The following is a 17151-nucleotide window of genomic DNA, read 5'->3' as shown; positions in this document are numbered from 1 at the left end:
TATCGCTCGAGACGGGCATTGTCTTCATCCACGGATCAGACTGCTAGGTTTTCACTCAGTCTGACTTGCGGGGCTTTTTCTTGGGCGCGGTTAACGGGTCGGCAGCGGCTCGGGTTGCTGTTCTGCTGGTGCCGGCGCATCCGGCTTGGCCAGCAGGCTGTAGACGCAGGGCAGCACGAACAGGGTGAACAGGGTGCCGACCGACATGCCGGTGGCGATCACCAGGCCAATATCGAAACGGCTGACCGCCCCCGCACCGCTGGCGAGGATCAGCGGCACCATGCCAAAGACCATCGCCGCGGTGGTCATCAGCACCGGCCGCAGGCGGATCGCCGCGGCTTCCTCCACCGCTGCGCGGCGGGATAAGCCCTTCTCGCGGCGCAGCTGATTGGCGAACTCGACGATCAGGATGCCGTGCTTGGTGATCAAGCCGATCAGGGTCACCAGGCCCACCTGGGTGTAGATGTTCATGCTGGAGAAACCGAGGAACAACGGGATCAGCGCCCCGCAGATCGACAGCGGCACCGTCACCAGAATCACCAGCGGATCACGGAAACTCTCGAACTGCGCGGCCAGCACCAGGAAAATCAGCGCCAGCGCCAGGCCGAAGGTGACGTACAGCGCGCTGCCTTCCTGCACGTACTGCCGCGAAGCGCCGGCATAATCGAAGGCGAAGCCGCGCGGCGCCTCTTCTTCGGCGATCTGCCGGACGGTCTCGATGGCCTCGCCCATGCTGACCATGGGCACGCCCTGGATGATCGCCGAGTTGAGCTGCTGGAACTGGTTCAGCTGGGTGGGCCGCGCCTGGTCATGCACCTTGATCAGGGTCGAGAGTGGCAGCATCTCGCCGCTGGCGTTCCTCACGTAGTAATTGCTCAGCCAGCCCGGGTTGTCGCGGTAGGCGCGTTCGACCTGGGCGATCACCTTGTAGCTGCGGCCGTCGATGGTGAAACGGTTGATCTCGCCTTCGCCGAGCAGGGTGGCCAGGGTCATCCCCAGATCCTCCATGGATACGCCCATCTGGGCGGCCTTCTGGCGGTCGATGTCGACCACCACCTCGGGCTTGTCGAAGGCCAGGTCGACGTCGAGGAAGGCGAACTTGCCGGACGCCTCGGCGCGTTGCTTGATCTTCTCGGTCACCTGCAGCAGCGACTCGTAATCGTTGGGGGTGTTGATCACGAACTGGAAGGGCGGGCCCTCGCCGGTGCCCGGCAGCGACGGCAGGTTGAAACCGAAGATCTGCAGGCCGGGGATCTCACTGAGCTTGCCTTGCACCTCCTGGAGCAGCTCCATCTGCGTGCGTTCCCGCTCGTCCCAGGGCTTGAGCAGGAAGCCGCCGATCCCCGCCTGCACGCCCTTGAAGCCGTTGATCTGGAAGGACGAGTAGTACTCCGGGAACTCCTTGAAGATCTTCACGAACTGATCGGTATAGGCATTCAGGTAATTGAGGTTGGTCGGCTGCGGCGCCGTGGCCATCAAGAACACTATGCCCTGGTCCTCGTCCGGGGCCAGCTCACTCTCGGTGAGCTTCGGGTGCAGGAGGACGGGGATCAGGCACATGACGATCAGCGCGAACACCACGACCACCGGGCGGGTGTTCAGGGTGCCGTGCAGCGTGCGCTGGTAGCGCTGCTTGAGCCGCTCGAACAACAGATCCAGCCTGTGCGCCAGGCCCGTGGGGTTTTCATCGTGGCGCAGCAACTTGGCGCACATCATCGGCGACAGGGTCAGGGCGACTATGCCGGAGATGATCACCGCGCCGGCCAGGGTCAGGGCGAACTCCTTGAACAGCGCGCCGGTGAGCCCCTCGAGGAAGCCGATGGGGGCATACACCGCCGCCAATGTGATGGTCATCGACACTACCGGCACGGCGATCTCGCGGGCGCCCTCGAGGGCCGCGGCGAAGGGCGTCTTGCCCTCCTCGATATGCCGGTGGATGTTCTCCACCACCACTATGGCATCGTCCACCACCAGGCCGATCGCCAGCACCATGGCCAGCAGCGTGAGCAAATTGATGGAGTAGCCCATCAGCTGCATGAAAAACAGCACGCCGATCATCGACAGTGGGATGGTGATGACCGGGATCAGCACCGAGCGCAACGCGCCGAGGAACAGGAAGACCACGACTATGACGATCAGCACCGCTTCGAACAGGGTTTTCACCACCTCGTCGATGGAGGCCTGGATAAACAGCGTGGCGTCGTAGGCGATGGCGACTTTCAGGTTCGGCGGCAGTTGCGCCTCCAGCTCCGGCAGGAGTTTGCGCACCTCCTTGATCACCTCCAGGGGGTTGGAACTGGGCGTGCCCTTGATGGCGATATAGACGGAGGGGATGCCGTCGAAGGAGCTGATCGAGTCGTAGTTCTCGGCGCCCATCTCCACCCGCGCGACGTCGCCGATCAGCACGCGGCTGTCGCCGACGGTCTTCAGTGGGATGGCGGCGAAGGCCGCGGCGGATTTCAGGTCGGTGCTGGCATTGATGCTGGTGACCACGTACTGCCCCTTCACCTCGCCGGCGGCGGAGAGGAAGTTGTTCTGGCGTACGGCGTCGTTGACGTCATTGGCGGTGACGCCATAGGCCGCGAGCTTCACCGGGTCCAGCCAGAGGCGCATGGCGAAGGTCTGGTTGCCGAGAATTTCCGCCTCGGCCATCCCCGGCAGCGTCGCCAGCTTGGGCTGGATCACCCGTGACAGGTAATCGGTGATCTGTGGGTTACTCAGCTCATCGCTGTAGAAACTGATGTACATCAGCGCCGAGGCGTCGGCCGCTTCCTTGCTCAGCACCGGGTCTTCGGCGGCCTGCGGCAGCTGGTTCTTCACCTCGTTGGCCTTGGCCAGGAGTTCGGTGAACAGGCGGTCGCTGTCGGCGCCGATCCGCGCATAGATGGACACCACCGAGACATTCTGCCGGCTCACCGAGGTCATGTAGTCGATGCCCTCGGCACTGGCCAGGCTCTGTTGCAGCGGCTGGGTGATGTAGCCCTGGATGGTCTCGGCGTTGGCCCCGGGGTAGGCGGTGGTCACCTGGATCAGGGCGTTTTCCATCTGCGGGTATTGGCGGATGCTCAGCTTGCCGAAGGCCTGGAAGCCCAGCAGGATGATCAGCAGGCTGACCACGGTCGCCAGCACCGGGCGACGGATAAAGGGGTCGGTAAAAGCCATGAGGTGATTCCTTGGCGCCAGCGGCGGCTCAGTGGCTGCTGGGCTGACTGTTCGAGGCAGCGGGTTGGGCCTGGTCGGCGGCGATGCTCACGTGGGAGCCGCTATCCAGCTTGAGTTGGCCGGCGGTGACCACCCGTTCGCCGCTCGCGAGCCCCTTGAGGATCACCACCCGGCCATCACGGCGTTCGCCGGTTTCCACGAACCGCCGCTCGACCACCAGCTGGGTTTGCTCCTTGGCGTCTTTCTGCAGCTGGCCGTCCGCCGCTTTCTGCTCACCGATCACGTACACCGAGTTGCCGTAGAGGGTGTAGGTGAGGGCTGTTTCCGGCACCACCACCCGGGCTTGCTCGCCCGGCAGCAGCACCTCCAGGTTGGCGAACATCCCCGGCAGCAACTTGCCGTCCGGGTTGTTCAGCCTGGCGCGCACCTGCACATTGCGCGTGGTGTCTTCCACCTTCGGGTTGATCGCGCCTATGTCACCCTCGAAAACCTCACCCGGGTAGGCGGCGACACTGAAGCGCACGCGCTGGCCAAGGCTCAGCTGGGGCACGGACTGTTCGGGCAAGAAGAAGTCGACGAACAGGGTGCTGACGTCTTGCAGGGTGGCGATGATGGTGCCGCTGGAGACGAAGTCGCCGACATCGACCTGGCGGATGCCGATGGTGCCGGCAAACGGTGCGAGAATGCGTTTCTTGGCCAGAATGGCCTTCAATTGCGCGACGCGGGTGATGGCCTTTTGCAGCTCGGCGGAGAGGCGATCGAACTCGCTCTTGGACAGCGCCTGCCGGCTGAGCAGGCTGCGCGCCCGCTCGAATTCGACCCGCGCCAAGCCCAGCTCGGCCTCGGAGGTGGCCAGGGTGGCCTGCTCGACATCGCTGTCCAGTTGCACTATGGGCTGATGCAGGGTGACTTTTTCGCCGGAGAGAAACAGCACATCCTGCACCGTGCCGCTGGCTTCCACGGTCAGGTCCACACCTTGGAACGCCTTGAGCGTACCTATGGCCGGTAGTCGGCTCTGCCAGGGTATTTCCACGGCCTGGGCGGCGGCTACGCTGATCGGCGGCGGCGGGGCGGAAACAGTCTGGATCTGCTGATACATGGAGAGGGCTTTGTAGGCGGCGAGGGCGAGCACCACGAGGACGACAACGCCCAGCATGATCAGCATGCGGCGGAGCAACATATTCCGGTTCCTTGGCAGGGCAAATGGGGGCCTGGGAATAGGCAAGGTCAGTACCTTAGTCCCACTGCTCTGGGCAAGTCAAAACCGGGCGTTTGCAAAAGGTTGCAATGCGGCAGCTAGGCCGCTCAATGCCGCGCAAGTTGCGAAGCTAACCCGTAGATGCCGGCACTTTCTTGGCTGGCGTTGTGCCGCTACCGGGGCTTTGCGGCGCGCGGATAACGGGGGGAGAAGGTTGTAGGCTGGGTAGAGCCGTTTTTTGGCGAAACCCAGCCTACGATCCGGAACGGCTCGGCAGGTTTCAGGCCAAGCGCAGGTGGTTGTCCCAGAGTCCGGCGGGCAGTTCGAGCGGCTGGGCGACGAGGTGCTCGCCACGGCAGTCGTACAGCCGGCAACGGCCCTGGCCGGAGCTGACGACGAAGCCAGCGGCTACCGCGCCGACCCCGGCGCAGTCCGGCAGCGGCGCGTCGAGACGCAACTGTGCGCTGTCCAGGTCCCAGACCATGAAGCGATTGCCGCGCGGCGCGGTCAGTGCCAGCAGGCGCAGCTCGCTGTGAATGGCCAGGCTGGCGCTGTACTGGTTCATCGCCTGGCGCTGCGCGTCCGCGATCGGGAAGGGCTGGAACGCCTGGCCTGGGCGCTTGATCGCGAGCATGGGGGCGTGATCGCCGGGGGCACCTTGGTATTGCTGGCCGGAGACGATGGTGCCGTCGCCGGCCACCGCCAGATGGCGCACGCTGTTCATCCGCTCCGGCAGTTGCTCCTTGCTCAGCAGCGTGCCGTCACGTTTGAGCAGGACCAGGCTGGATTCCATGGCGTCGAGGTTCATCGCCACGCGGCTGTCCGCCTCGGTGCGGATGCCGCCATTGGCGACGACTAGGGTTTCGCCGTCGGGCAGCCACAGCAACTGATGCGGGCCGACGCCATGGCTGGACAGTTCATGGCTACGCAGCAACCGCCGGCCGTCCAGGCGATAGACGCCGAGCACGCCACGACCGGGTTCGGCGGTGTCGTTTTCGCTGCTGTAGAACCATTCACCGCTCTGGTGGAAGATGCCGTGGCCGTAGAAGTGCCGGTGTGCCGGCGAGTTCAGGGTTTGCAGCAGGCGCCCGTCACGCAGGTCGAGCAGGTAGCTCTCGGTGCTCGGCCGGCGGCCGACGAACACCGCCAGTGGCAGGCTGGGGTGCGGCACCACATCGTGACAGCGTTCGTTGACCGCGGTGGCAAACACCTTGCTGCCGTCCAGGCGGTAGCCGACGGCGTAGTGCCGGCCGTCGGCGTCATCCCGCGCGGAGAGCAACAATGGTTGCCGGGCATGCCGGACCAGGGTCCAGCCGCCGAAGGCGGAGGCGGCGAGCAGGGCGCCGCCGAGGCCGAGAAAAGCACGGCGTTGCATGTCTGGCTCCTCTGGCTCAGTCGCCGTCGTTGGCGTTGAAGCCCAGTTGGATGCCGAGGGTCTTCGCCAGTTCGCCACTGTGCAGGCGGTGCAGCCGATCCAGGCTGTCATACAGCGCATTCAGCTGGTTGCGCCCGGCCTCGTCGGCGAGCAGCTCGCCCAGCGGTTGTTGCAGCGCGGCGAGGCGCTGGCGGGTATCGGCGTAGGCCGCGTCGAGGCGTTTGCCCAGGTCGGCCTGTTCCGGGCTGAGCAGGGCGCGGATGCCATCCTGCTTGGCGCCCTGCCAGACGCGTTCGGCGCTGGCCAGCGTGGCGGCGATGTTGTTCAGGCTGGCGTTGCTGCGCCAGGCTTCCGCCTGATAGGGCTGCGGCAGACCTTTGCTCTGCCGCCCCAGTGGGGTGCCGAGTTTCTTCTTCAGGCTGTCGATGCCGGTGACCTGGGTGCGCAGCAGGTCGGCGATGGCCTCAGTCCCTTCGGCATAGCGGGCGTTGGGGAAGCTTTGCAACTGCGCGGCGAGGCCGTCCTGGCTTTGCCATTGGCTCAAGACGTTGGCGGAGAGCGTTTGCTGATGGTCGCCGATGGCCGTCAGCAGCGGGCAGTAGCGACTCTTCTGGGTGGCGTCGTTGAGGTCGAGCGCCGGATCGAACAAGACATATTCATAGGCGGTCAGGCCCTGGACCACCACGCTGGATTTATTCAGGTCGGCCGGCGTCAGCTGCGGTTTGCTCTTCAGCAGGGTTTCCACCTGGCGCGCGACCAGGTTCTTCTTGTCCGGCCAGAACTGGATTTGCCAGGCCCGATTACCTTCCGTCAACGGGCCGAGCAGCAGCGGTTGCAGCCCGGCCCAGGCACTCTGCGCGGTGAAGAAGGCCTGGCGTGCGGCAGTCAGGTCCTGACTGCCGGCGCAGAAGGCCTTGGCGCTGGTCGCGAGCTGGCGGTCGGCCTCGACCCAGGCACTGTAGGTCGGCAGCAGCACGCCCTCGGTGAGGGCGGCACTGGTCTTGCTCTGCGGGTCGGAGGGGGCACAGGCACTCAGGGCCAGGCCGCTGAGGACGGCGGCGAAGACGGCGGTAAGTCGGTGGGGGCGCAGCATGCTCGGCTCCTTACAGGGAGTTCAGGAAAGCCAAGAGCGCGGCGCGCTGCTCGGCATCGAAGGTCAGTACGTGTTGCTTGGCCGCTTCGGCCTCGCCACCGTGCCAGAGGATAGCCTCCAGCAGGTTGCGGGCGCGGCCGTCATGCAGAAACTGGGTGTGGCCGTTGACCGTTTCGGTCAGGCCGATGCCCCACAGCGGCGGGGTACGCCATTCGCTGCCGCTGGCTTGAAACTCCGGGCGATTGTCAGCCAGGCCGGCGCCCATGTCATGGAGCAGCAGGTCGCTGTAGGGGCGAATCAACTGATTGGCCAGCTCGGGTTCGGCGGCATCCGCCGCGGTGCTGAACTGCGGGGTATGGCATTGCTGGCAGCCGGCCTGGTGGAACAGTCCCTTGCCGGCCAGCACCTGCAGGTCGTCGACCCGACGGCGGGCCGGCACGCCGAGGTTGCGGCTGTAGAACAGCACTTGGGCGAGGATATAGTCGCTGACCTCCGGCACGCCGCCCTTGGCTGCGGCCCGGCAGGCGGTCTGGGTGGCGCTGCAGTCATCCAGCGGCCGCAGGCTGGTGGTCAGGCCCATATCACCGGCGAAGGCGTGGACGTTCTGCTGGTTCAGCGTCGGCTGCCCGGCTTTCCAGCCGAAACGGCCGAGTACGGTCTGCGCCTGGGCGTCGTCCCAGACGTAGTTGGGTCGCCCGGAAACGCCTTGCGCCTTGGCGTTTTGTGCCGCGGCGTTGGCGAGGATGGCGGCTTCGGGAATCGCCTCGAGCAGGCCGAGGCCAATCATCGGCGGGGCGATGCGGGCGGAGAGTTGGGTGTCCGGATGCAGCTCGCCGTAGCCGAGCTGGCTGATCTGCAGTCGGGGTTGGCGCAGCTCCACGCTGCTGCCGTCGCGCAAGCGTACGGGGACGCTCCGGTAGTCCACCCGCACCTTGCCTTCCGGGGCCACGCCGGGGATGGCCATGTCCTGCAGTTGGCCGCCGTAGACCGGCTCGGGCAGCACGCCTTGGCGCTGCAGGATCTGCGCCTGCTCGGCGCCGGCGGGAATCGACAGGCGCACCAGCATCGACACCGCATTGACGGCCTCGGCGCTCGGCGGGTGGCCGCGGCCGTCCTTGATATGGCAGCCCTGGCAGGCATTGGTGTTGAACAGCGGGCCGAGGCCATCGCGGGCAATGGTGGTCGATGGGGCTATGACCCAGGGGTTGCGGAAGAAGCTGTTGCCGACGCTGAAGTCCAGGCGGCGCAGCGGCGAGAGGTTCGCGGCGGGCTGGGAGAAGGCGTTGTGATCGCTCTTGCGCACTGTGGCGCTGCCGGCGGACAGGGCTTCGCCGGGCTCGGCTTGGCTAAAACGCGGCGCGTCATCGCACGCGGCCAGGCCAAGCGCCAGCAGCAGTAAGGGCAGGAGAGAGAACAGGCGGGGCATTGGCAACGATCCAGGCCACGGAATCAGGCGCGCAAGCTTATCAGGCTAAGGGAATTCGAATAAGAGGGATTAGCGTTTACGAGGAGGGCGAAATGTCGCGCCTGGTTTGCTGGCTGCTTGGCATGCAGGCGAAAAAAAACGGATGCGCCTTGTGGGCGCATCCGTTGCCAGTGCCGAGGTATCAGAACTGGTGGTCGGCGGTATCCGGGTTCAGGTCGCTGATGCCCAGTTTGCCCGCGGCCTGTTCGATCGCAGCGGTCTGTTTGACCAGGGCGGCGATGGCATCCCGCACGACCAGCTGGCCGGCGCTGTTGTCGGCGGCGATCAGTTGATCGAAGTGCTGGCCATTATTGGCGCTGTCTACCAGGGCTTGCAGTTTGCCTTCGCTGGCGGCCAGGTCGGCTTGCAGGGTGGCGTCGCTGGCCGGATCGGTTTTGGCCACCAGGGACGCCAGGCTCGGGCCGCTCAGGGTGGTGCCGTCGGCCTTCTTGTACTCGCCGAGGTAGACGTTGCGGATGCCCTTGGCGTTGTAGAAGTGCGAGTTGTGGGTGTTGTCGCTGAAGCAGTCGTGCTCGTCTTCCGTGGAGTTGGCTTCCAGGGCGACCTTCATGCGCTCGCCAGCCAGTTCGCCGAGCGACAGGCTGCCCATGCCGAAGAGCATTTTGCGCAGGCCGTTCTCGGCCGAATCGGCGACCAGGGTCGCGCGGTAGTTGTCGGCAACGCCGGCTTGCCACTGCACCACCATCCCATTCAGGTCGCTGACCAGCAGGTCGGTGGCGGCTTTCAGGTAGGCGCCGCGGCGATCGCAGTGGCCGTTGCCGCAGTCATTGCCGGTGGCGTAGTCGGTTGCAGGGCGTTCGCCCGCGCCAGGGCCGGTGCCATGCAGGTCTTGGCCCCAGAGCAGAAATTCGATGGCGTGGTAGCCGGTGGCGACGTTGGCTTCGGAACCGCCCAGTTCGTTCAGGCTGGCCAGTTTTTCGCCGGTGATTTCGGTCACGTCGAGCTGGTCTTCGCCGACCTGGACCTGGGTGTTGGCGATGATGTTGGCGGTGGCGCCCGGGTTGCCCTGCGCGTGCGGAGTGTCGGCGGCGACGTAGTCGATCAGGCCTTCGTCCAGCGGCCAGGCGTTCAGTTGACCTTCCCAGTCATCGACTACCGGGTTGCCGAAGCGAAACACTTCGCTCTGCATATAGGGCGCGCGGGCGGCCAGCCAGGCTGCGCGGGCGGCTTTCAGCGTCTCGTCATTCGGGTTAGCGAGCAGGGCGTCCACCGCAGTCTGCAGCGCTTTGCCGGTGCTGGCAGCGTCGCTGAACACGGCCAGGGCGACATCGGCGTAATGGTTGACCACCGCTTTGGCGGCCGCTTCATCGAGCTTGCCGGCGCTCGCGGCTGGAGTGCTGGTGCTGCTGGCAGCCGGGGCCGCCGCTTGGGTTGCTGGGGCTTTGTCTTCGCCACAACCGGCGAGAGAAATAGCAATGGCCAGCAGGCTGGCAGTGGCCAGAGGCATACGAATCATGGCGAAGTCCTTTGCGTCTAAAGATGAGAACGGTACGCGTTGCGCGTGTGAAACCGCGACATAATGCGAAAGATTTGCATTTTGTGCAAAGGGCCAGCGCGGCTATTTGTTCTTATAGGGCGTGCGCCAGTTCTGCTCTGCACGACGCGGTGCCGCTAGAATGCCGGCATCCTCAGTTCTTATGGAGAAGCCTGCATGAGCCTGACCAGCGTCGCGGTCTTGGTTGTTTTGTTCCTTCTCGCCGCTTATGCGGTGATTCTCTACAACGCCTTGGTGCGTCTGAAGCATGGGCTGAGCAAGGCCTGGGCGAACATCGAGGTACTGCTCAAGCAGCGCCACGATGAGCTGCCCAAGCTGGTGGAGACCTGCAAGCACTACATGCAGCACGAACGCGGCACCCTGGAACAGGTGATCCGCGCCCGTAACGCGGTGGCCAGCGCCCGCGAGCAGGGCGATGTGGGCGCCCTGGGGCTGGCGGAAAGCGGCCTGCGGGCCGGGCTCGGGCAGTTGTTCGCCTTGGCCGAGAACTATCCGCAGCTGAAAGCCAACGAGAGCTTCCAGTTTCTCCAGCAGCGCATCAGCGGCCTGGAGAACGGCATCGCCGACCGGCGTGAGCTGTACAACGAAGCGGTCAACCTGAACAACGTGCGCATCGAGCAGTTTCCCGACCTGATCATCGCCGGCCTGTTTGGCTTCAAGGCCGCCGAGTTGCTGGAGTTCAGCGAGGCCCAAAAGGCCGACATCGACCTCAAAGCCTTGTTCGGTTAAGTCGTGGAGATTCAAGAACTGGCGTTAAGCCTGGCGTTCAGCGTCGGCGCCTGCGCAGGCGGTGCCTGGTGGTGTTTGCGGCGCTTGGCCGAAGCCCGCCATTTGCTGGATACCCCGACCTCGAAGATCCGCTCGGCGGCGCAAGGCTATGTCGAGTTTTACGGTGTGCTGGAGCCGCTGCCGGAGGCACCGATCCATGGCCCGCTGACGGGTAAAGCTTGCCTGTGGTGGCGCTTCAAGATCGAGGAATACAGCAGCAACGGCAAGGGCCGCTCGTGGCGTCAGGTCGAGAGCGGTAGCAGTGAAGCTTGGCTGCGGATGGCCGATGCAACCGGTGACTGCCTGATCGATCCGCTAGGGGCGCAGGTGAGCCCGGCGACGCGTGAGGTCTGGAAGGGTAACCTGCGGCACCCCCGTAGCCTGACCCAAGGTGGGATATTCGGCTGGTTGGCCAGCGACAAGGATTACCGCTACACCGAGGAGCGCCTGCACGTGGGCGAGCCGTTGTATGCCATCGGCGACTTCTGCACCTCCGGCGGCGGCCGTCAGGGCTTCGATCCGAGTGCCGCGCAGAGCAGCGTGATCCGTGAATGGAAGGGCGACTTCGCCGGCCTCTTGCAGCGCTTCGATAGCGACCGCGACGGTCAGTTGGATGAGCATGAGTGGAATCGCGTGCGCCTGGCCGCGCAGTTGGAAGCCGAGGATCGGCATCGGCAGGTGAGCGTGCAACCGGCACAGAACCATCTGGCCCGGCCGCGGGAAGCGCAGCCGTTTATCCTGTCCAGCTATGGTGAGGACGACTTGGCCCGGCGCTTCTATTGGCAGGCCGCCGCGGCGGCTGTGCTGTGTCTGCTCGGCGCGCTGGCGACGGCGTATTTGCTGGGCATTGCCGCTTTATAAGCGCGAGCAGAACGCGCTCCCGCGCAAAGCCGTAAATAAAAAAACGCCGATTCAGACTGGGTGAAAACCTAGCAGTCTGAGCCGTGGATGAAGACAATGCCCGTCTCGAGCGATACGGGCATTGTCGTTTCTGGGCTATAGCCAGGGCGAAGCACGCAACCAAGGCCGTGTGTTTCCGATTTCACTGGACGAACTGATTCCCGCGGAGCATCTGGTGCGGGTGGATGATGGCCAGGCGGCGCGCCACCGTCGAACACCCCGTCGGCAAGCGGAAGCAGTGGCTGTTCGGCACCGGCCGCGTCCTGTTGCGCCAGTTAAAGGGCGCTCGCACCGAAAAGGCCTTGGCCGTGCCAGCCTACAACCTCAAATGGGCGGTCAAGGTGCTGGGGGAGCTGAACGCATCGCGCCGATGGGCTCAAACGCCGCTTTTCCCATCATCATCCGCACAAAAGCAAACGCCCCGAACAGGTCGGAGCGTTTGCTTGGCCCACTCTCAGCGAGTTTTCACAGGGTCTGAGTTAGCGGGTTTTTCTGGGCTTAGAGGCCGGTCTTAGGCGGCGTAGTTTTTCGCTACGAAGTCCCAGTTGACCAGGTTCCAGAACGCTTCGACATACTTCGGACGCAGGTTGCGGTAGTCGATGTAGTAGGCGTGTTCCCACACGTCGCAGGTCAGCAGCGGGGTGTCGCCGCTGGTCAGCGGGCAGCCGGCGCCGATGGTGCTGGCCAGGGCCAGGGAGCCGTCGGCCTTCTTCACCAGCCAGCCCCAGCCGGAGCCGAAGGTGCCGATGGAGGTCTTGCTGAACTCTTCCTTGAACTTGTCGAAGGAGCCGAACGCCGCGTTGATGGCCTCAGCCAGTGCACCAGTCGGTTGGCCGCCGGCGTTTGGCGCCATGCAGTTCCAGTAGAAGGTGTGGTTCCACACTTGCGCGGCGTTGTTGAAGATGCCGCCCGCAGAGGTCTTGACGATCTCTTCCAGGGTTTTGCCTTCGAACTCGGTGCCCGGCACCAGGTTGTTCAGGTTCACGACGTAGGTGTTGTGATGCTTGTCGTGGTGGTATTCGAGGGTTTCAGCAGAAATGTGCGGCTCGAGGGCGTTTTTCGCGTACGGCAGCGGTGGCAATTCGAAAGCCATGGTCTATCTCCTACTCAGGTCAGGTGCGGTCAGGTCAGGTGCGGTGAGCGCGAGGCCGTTCACGGGCGGCCAGATATACGGCGGGGAGTTTGTACTCTTTGCGCCGTGGACTCGGGATCATAGCACCGGGTCTGTGGCATAACCACGCAACAACTGTGTGGAAAAGGCCGTGCAGGCCGAGTGCAGAGGCCGATGCCAGGGCCATCGCCGCGGCGCAAGGGCCTTAGAGTGCCGGCTTGAGCTGACCCCTCAGTCAGTGATCAGTTGCCCGGCCACGGCAAACATCATCAGCGCGACGCTCAGGTCGAGCAGGCGCCAGGTCGTGGGGCGGGCCAGCCAGGGCGCGAGCCAGGCTGCGCCGAGGGCCAGGGTGAAAAACCAGAGCAAGGAGGCGCTGGCGGCGCCCAGGGCATAGGCGCCGGGGACGCTTTGCTGGGCGCCGAGCGAGCCGATCAGCAGCACGGTGTCCAGGTACACATGGGGATTGAGCAGGGTCACCGCCAGGGCTGTCAGCAGCACCGCACGACGCGAACGCGGGCCGGCTTTGGTGGCTTCGCTCAAGGCCTGTGGGTTGAGGGCGCGGCGCAAGGCTTTGACCCCATACCAGAGCAGGAAGGCTGCACCGCCCCAGCGGGCGCCCCCTAGCAGCACGGGATTTTGCGCGAGCAGGGTGGCCAGGCCGAATACCCCGGCGGCGACCAGCAGCGCATCACAGAGTACACAAAGCGCCGCCACCGGCAGGTGATGCTCGCGGCGCAGGCTCTGGGCCAGGACAAACGCATTTTGCGCACCTAGGGCGACGATCAGCCCGGCGGCCACCAGCAAACCATTCAGATAACTTTGCCACATGAGGCATCTCCTCTTCGATGCTGGCGAGTCTGCTGTTGCTGGCTGTATAAGGAAAACAAATCCTGCTGATCGCTCATTAGGAGAATTGATTTTGTTCGATTACAAACTGTTGTCTGCCTTGGCCGCCGTGGTGGAGCAGGCCGGGTTTGAACGGGCCGCGCAGGTGCTGGGCTTGTCGCAGTCGGCGGTGTCGCAGCGGATCAAGTTGCTCGAGGCGCGCGTCGGCCAGCCGGTGCTGGTACGGGCCACGCCGCCGGCACCGACGGAAATCGGCCGGCGGCTGCTTAACCATGTGCAGCAGGTGCGGCTGCTCGAGCGCGACTTGCAGGGCCAGGTGCCGGCGCTGGACGAAGGCGGTCTGCCGGAGCGCCTGCGCATCGCCTTGAATGCCGACAGCCTGGCGACCTGGTGGGCGCAGGCGGTCGCTGAGTTTTGCGCGAGCCATCGGGTGCTGCTGGATCTGGTGGTGGAGGACCAGGACGTCGGCCTCAAGCGCATGCGCGCCGGTGAGGTGGCCGCCTGTGTCTGCGCCAGTGACCGCCCGGTCTCCGGGGCGCGCAGCCTGGCGTTGGGGGCGATGCGTTATCGAGCCTTGGCCAGCCCGGGGTTTCTCGCCCGGCATTTTCCTACCGAGGTGACGCCGGCGGCCCTGGCGCGGGCGCCGGCCATCGTCTTCGGCCCGGACGATCTGTTGCAGCATCGCTATCTGGCGGCGCTCGGTGTCGAGGGCGGTTTTATCCACCACCTCTGCCCCTCCTCGGAGGGGTTTATCCGCCTGGCCGAAGCCGGGCTGGGCTGGGGGCTGGTGCCAGAGCTACAGGTGCAGCGGGAACTGGCGCGGGGCGAGTTGGTTGAGCTGTTGCCGCAGCAGCCGATCGATGTGCCGCTGTATTGGCACCACTGGCGTAATGGCGGTGAATTGCTCGGCGAACTCACCGCCCATCTGCTCCGCACGGCCGCCCGGACTCTGGTGCCGGCCGCTGTGTAGGCTGGGTAGAGCCTGCGCAAGCCAGCTCCTGTCGCTGCTGGGTTTCGCCTAAAAACGGCGCTACCCAGCCTACGAAACCAGGCTCTTGCCCGAGCCCTGCATACTCCAGCAGATGCCGCACGGCCATGCCTGGCGCCAAGTCGAATGCACAAGGCTGCTGCCCCATGTTCGGCGTCGTAAGTCAGAGGCTTGGCTCGCGACGCCACGGCACAAGGCTGCGGCTCCTTGCTACAGTCGTGGGCATAATCACCACGACAACCACGGGGGCGGGTAATGAAGATTCTGGTGACCGGCGCGAGCGGCTTTATCGGTGGGCGCTTCGCCCGTTTCGCCCTGGAGCAGGGGCTGACGGTGCGGATCAACGGCCGGCGGCCGGAGGCGGTGGAGCATCTGGTCAAGCGGGGTGCCGAGTTTGTCCAGGGCGATCTGGCCGACCCTCTGTTGGTCCAGCGGCTCTGTCAGGGTGTCGAGGCCGTGGTGCATTGCGCCGGTGCCGTGGGCGTCTGGGGTGACTACCAGCACTTCTATCAGGCGAATGTCGCGGTCACCGAAAACGTCGTCGAGGGCTGCCTGAAACAGCAGGTGCGGCGGTTGCTGCATCTGTCCTCGCCGTCGATCTATTTCGATGGCCAGGCGCATGTCGGGATCAAGGAAGAGCAGGTACCCAAGCGCTTTTCCGATCATTACGGCGCGACCAAGTATCTGGCCGAGCAAAAGGTCTTCGGCGCCGAGGAGTTTGGCCTGGAGGTGATTGCCTACCGCCCGCGCTTCGTCACCGGCGCCGGCGACACCAGCATCTTCCCGCGGTTGATCGAGATGCAGCGCAAGGGCCGGTTGTCGATCATCGGCAACGGCCTGAACCGGGTCGACTTCACCAGCATGCAAAACCTCAACGATGCGCTGTTCAGTGGCCTGCTGGCCGCCGGGCCGGCGCTGGGCAAGGTCTACAACATCAGCAACGGCGCGCCGGTGCCACTCTGGGATGTGGTCAATTACGTGCTGCGCCAACTCGAGCTGCCGCCCGTCACCCGGCATCTACCCTATGGCGTGGCGTACGCGGCGGCAGCGCTGAACGAAGCGTTCTGCAAGGTGTTGCCGGGGCGTCCGGAACCCAGCCTGTTCCGCCTCGGGGTGGCGGTGATGGCCAAGGACTTCTCGCTGGATATCGGCCGCGCGCAACAGTACTTGGACTATGACCCGCAGGTCAGTGTATGGGCCGCGTTGGACGAGTTCTGCCAATGGTGGAAAGCGCTGCAGCAACCCTGAGTGAGCCCGCGAGTCAGCCGCGCAGCGGGCCGGCGTACTGGGTGTATTTGGCGATCAACTCCGCTTCGCTCAGCACCGGCGGCGGAGGTGGCGCCAAGCGCAGGCCGCTGAGTTGGCTCAGGCGCGCGCCCAGCTCCCGGGTTTCATCGACTGTCGAGTCGGCGCAGGCCGTCAGCATGCTGATTATTGCGCCAGGCTGGCTCAGGCGGATATCCAGCGCCTGTTCCTGGCGTATGCGGCGGCGCAGCAGTTGCATGCAGTCGAGTACAGCCTTGGTCAGTTCCATGCGATCTCTCCCCCAATGACGTGAGCTCCAGCGAGCTCGAAGCCGGCTGACTCGGTGACCGGCAGCTCTTTGGCCGGTAACGCCTGGCCCGGCAAAGAGGCGGCGTAGACACTTTGTCAGCTCCCCTACGGGATTTAGCAAATGCTGTACCAGTTCACCGAATGAGGAACTGCGCGGCCTGGGGATGGTCACTGGACAGGTTCGCGCGCCTCGTCGGTGCGCCGCGCACTGGCTTGGCGCGCCGCTGAAGCGCTGCGCGCGAACCGGTATACTGCGCGTCATCCCGCCCTCTTTGTGTGCCCCTGAAGGTTTACCCATGCGTAACGATGCCCTCGACGAACTGGATAGCGTGCCCAGCCTGACCACCGATGCTCGCGATCGAGACTTCGCTCATGAGCCGGAGCCGGCCGAGCGCAGCCCCGCCTATGGCCGCGGCAATGGGCCGGTGGTGGTGAAAGGTGCCAGTACCGGACCGTTATGGGCGCTGGTGGGGGCTCTGGTGATAGCCCTGGGCGGCCTCGGTTGGTGGAGCCACCAGCAGATCGAGCTGATGAGCCAGCAACTGGTGGCCACCCAGGAAAGCTTCGCGCGGATCAGTGAGGAAGCGGCTGGGCGAATTCAGGACATCTCCGGCAAGGTGGTGGCCACCGAGTCCAGCGTGACCAGCGGCAGCGAAGCGCTCCGGCTCAAGGTCAAGCAGTTGGAGAACAAGGTGGCTGAGCTGAGCAAGCAGCAGCAAAGCGTCAGCACCCAGCAAAACGGGCAAGGCAAGCGTGTCGAGCAACTGGCCGTCGACCTGAAGGCTCAGCAGGACTCCGCCAGCCAGTTGGACGGCAAGCTGAAAAGCCTGGCCGGCGAGCAGATTGCGCTGAAGGCCGCGCAAGACGAGCAAGCCAAGCTGGACAGCCAGCTCAAGAGCCTGGGCGGCGAGGTTGCGGCGCTGAAAAAGCTCGGTAACCCGAACCCGGCCATCAGCCGCCTGGAGCAGGATCTGCTGGTGCTCAAGAGCGAGCAGGAAAACCGTCCGGCAGCCAACAGCACCAGCGAGTTCGATGCCTTCCGCGCGCAGATGACGCGCAACATCAGCACCCTGCAGAGCCAGGTGCTGAACCTGCAGCAGCAGCTCAACGCACGGTAGGTTGGTGCTGAGCACCGCGATGCCCAACCTGTAGGAGCGGATTTATCCGCGAAC

General features: G+C 64.8%; 14 protein-coding genes and 1 pseudogene. 6 read left to right on the top strand and 9 right to left on the bottom strand.

Features of this window, described 5'->3' with window-relative positions:
- Positions 1-90: 90 nt before the first annotated feature.
- From FFS13_RS15225 to FFS13_RS15200, 6 genes are all read right to left on the bottom strand, one after another.
- Complete coding sequence (locus tag FFS13_RS15225) at positions 91-3162, bottom strand: multidrug efflux RND transporter permease subunit (RefSeq protein ID WP_137819927.1); 3072 nt, start codon at positions 3160-3162, stop codon at positions 91-93.
- 28 nt (positions 3163-3190) lie between these two features.
- Positions 3191-4342: an efflux RND transporter periplasmic adaptor subunit gene (locus FFS13_RS15220; protein ID WP_137819926.1), complete on the bottom strand. Its 1152-nt coding sequence runs from the start codon at positions 4340-4342 to the stop codon at positions 3191-3193.
- A 298-nt stretch (positions 4343-4640) separates the two neighbouring features.
- Complete coding sequence (locus FFS13_RS15215) at positions 4641-5735, bottom strand: DUF1513 domain-containing protein (RefSeq protein WP_137819925.1); 1095 nt, start codon at positions 5733-5735, stop codon at positions 4641-4643.
- A gap of 16 nt (positions 5736-5751) precedes the next feature.
- Entirely contained in the window at positions 5752-6828 is a 1077-nt protein-coding gene (locus FFS13_RS15210; protein WP_137819924.1) for an imelysin family protein, read from the bottom strand.
- A 10-nt stretch (positions 6829-6838) separates the two neighbouring features.
- Positions 6839-8254: a di-heme oxidoredictase family protein gene (locus FFS13_RS15205; protein WP_137819923.1), complete on the bottom strand. Its 1416-nt coding sequence runs from the start codon at positions 8252-8254 to the stop codon at positions 6839-6841.
- A 181-nt stretch (positions 8255-8435) separates the two neighbouring features.
- Entirely contained in the window at positions 8436-9770 is a 1335-nt protein-coding gene (locus tag FFS13_RS15200; RefSeq protein ID WP_137819922.1) for an imelysin family protein, read from the bottom strand.
- Positions 9771-9965: 195 nt separating this feature from the next.
- Here FFS13_RS15200 and FFS13_RS15195 point away from each other — a divergent pair, with 195 nt between their 5' ends.
- The 3 genes and pseudogenes from FFS13_RS15195 to FFS13_RS15185 all read left to right on the top strand — a co-directional run.
- Positions 9966-10538 (top strand): LemA family protein, encoded by a 573-nt coding sequence (locus tag FFS13_RS15195; RefSeq protein ID WP_137819921.1) that lies wholly within the window; start codon positions 9966-9968, stop codon positions 10536-10538.
- A 9-nt stretch (positions 10539-10547) separates the two neighbouring features.
- On the top strand, positions 10548-11438 hold the full coding sequence (locus FFS13_RS15190; RefSeq protein WP_137819960.1) for a GIDE domain-containing protein: 891 nt from the start codon (positions 10548-10550) through the stop codon (positions 11436-11438).
- Between the two features lie 224 nt (positions 11439-11662).
- Positions 11663-11827 (top strand): annotated as a pseudogene (locus tag FFS13_RS15185) (IS5/IS1182 family transposase); the annotation flags it as partial.
- A gap of 161 nt (positions 11828-11988) precedes the next feature.
- On the opposite strand, the gene sodB reads toward FFS13_RS15185, so the two are convergent.
- Positions 11989-12570 (bottom strand): superoxide dismutase [Fe], encoded by a 582-nt coding sequence (gene sodB / locus FFS13_RS15180; RefSeq protein WP_137819920.1) that lies wholly within the window; start codon positions 12568-12570, stop codon positions 11989-11991.
- Positions 12571-12819: 249 nt separating this feature from the next.
- Positions 12820-13419, bottom strand: coding sequence for a LysE/ArgO family amino acid transporter (locus FFS13_RS15175; protein WP_137819919.1), 600 nt, complete (start codon positions 13417-13419; stop codon positions 12820-12822).
- Positions 13420-13504: 85 nt separating this feature from the next.
- Here FFS13_RS15175 and FFS13_RS15170 point away from each other — a divergent pair, with 85 nt between their 5' ends.
- Positions 13505-14407 (top strand): LysR family transcriptional regulator ArgP, encoded by a 903-nt coding sequence (locus FFS13_RS15170; protein WP_171006498.1) that lies wholly within the window; start codon positions 13505-13507, stop codon positions 14405-14407.
- 273 nt (positions 14408-14680) lie between these two features.
- On the top strand, positions 14681-15673 hold the full coding sequence (locus FFS13_RS15165; RefSeq protein WP_137819917.1) for an NAD(P)-dependent oxidoreductase: 993 nt from the start codon (positions 14681-14683) through the stop codon (positions 15671-15673).
- A gap of 13 nt (positions 15674-15686) precedes the next feature.
- Here the strand turns inward: FFS13_RS15165 and FFS13_RS15160 are convergent, their stop codons facing one another.
- On the bottom strand, positions 15687-15959 hold the full coding sequence (locus FFS13_RS15160; RefSeq protein ID WP_137819916.1) for a hypothetical protein: 273 nt from the start codon (positions 15957-15959) through the stop codon (positions 15687-15689).
- Positions 15960-16275: 316 nt separating this feature from the next.
- Between FFS13_RS15160 and FFS13_RS15155 the strand changes: the two genes are divergently transcribed.
- Positions 16276-17097: an ATPase gene (locus FFS13_RS15155; protein ID WP_137819915.1), complete on the top strand. Its 822-nt coding sequence runs from the start codon at positions 16276-16278 to the stop codon at positions 17095-17097.
- Positions 17098-17151: the final 54 nt, after the last annotated feature.

It is taken from the genome of Pseudomonas sp. 2FG, assembly GCF_005502935.1.
In the GTDB taxonomy this organism is placed as follows: domain Bacteria; phylum Pseudomonadota; class Gammaproteobacteria; order Pseudomonadales; family Pseudomonadaceae; genus Aquipseudomonas.
Note: the sequence above shows the minus strand (reverse complement) of the source record. Positions and strands in the feature narration are given on the sequence as shown.

Coding starts and splice junctions, on each gene's coding strand:
- FFS13_RS15220 (WP_137819926.1), bottom strand. CDS start 4,342: ATGTTGCTCCGCCGCATGCTGATCATGCTGGGCGTTGTCGTCCTCGTG.
- FFS13_RS15225 (WP_137819927.1), bottom strand. CDS start 3,162: ATGGCTTTTACCGACCCCTTTATCCGTCGCCCGGTGCTGGCGACCGTG.
- FFS13_RS15165 (WP_137819917.1), top strand. CDS start 14,681: ATGAAGATTCTGGTGACCGGCGCGAGCGGCTTTATCGGTGGGCGCTTC.
- FFS13_RS15205 (WP_137819923.1), bottom strand. CDS start 8,254: ATGCCCCGCCTGTTCTCTCTCCTGCCCTTACTGCTGCTGGCGCTTGGC.
- FFS13_RS15210 (WP_137819924.1), bottom strand. CDS start 6,828: ATGCTGCGCCCCCACCGACTTACCGCCGTCTTCGCCGCCGTCCTCAGC.
- FFS13_RS15155 (WP_137819915.1), top strand. CDS start 16,276: ATGCGTAACGATGCCCTCGACGAACTGGATAGCGTGCCCAGCCTGACC.
- FFS13_RS15195 (WP_137819921.1), top strand. CDS start 9,966: ATGAGCCTGACCAGCGTCGCGGTCTTGGTTGTTTTGTTCCTTCTCGCC.
- FFS13_RS15160 (WP_137819916.1), bottom strand. CDS start 15,959: ATGGAACTGACCAAGGCTGTACTCGACTGCATGCAACTGCTGCGCCGC.
- FFS13_RS15175 (WP_137819919.1), bottom strand. CDS start 13,419: ATGTGGCAAAGTTATCTGAATGGTTTGCTGGTGGCCGCCGGGCTGATC.
- FFS13_RS15215 (WP_137819925.1), bottom strand. CDS start 5,735: ATGCAACGCCGTGCTTTTCTCGGCCTCGGCGGCGCCCTGCTCGCCGCC.
- sodB (WP_137819920.1), bottom strand. CDS start 12,570: ATGGCTTTCGAATTGCCACCGCTGCCGTACGCGAAAAACGCCCTCGAG.
- FFS13_RS15200 (WP_137819922.1), bottom strand. CDS start 9,770: ATGATTCGTATGCCTCTGGCCACTGCCAGCCTGCTGGCCATTGCTATT.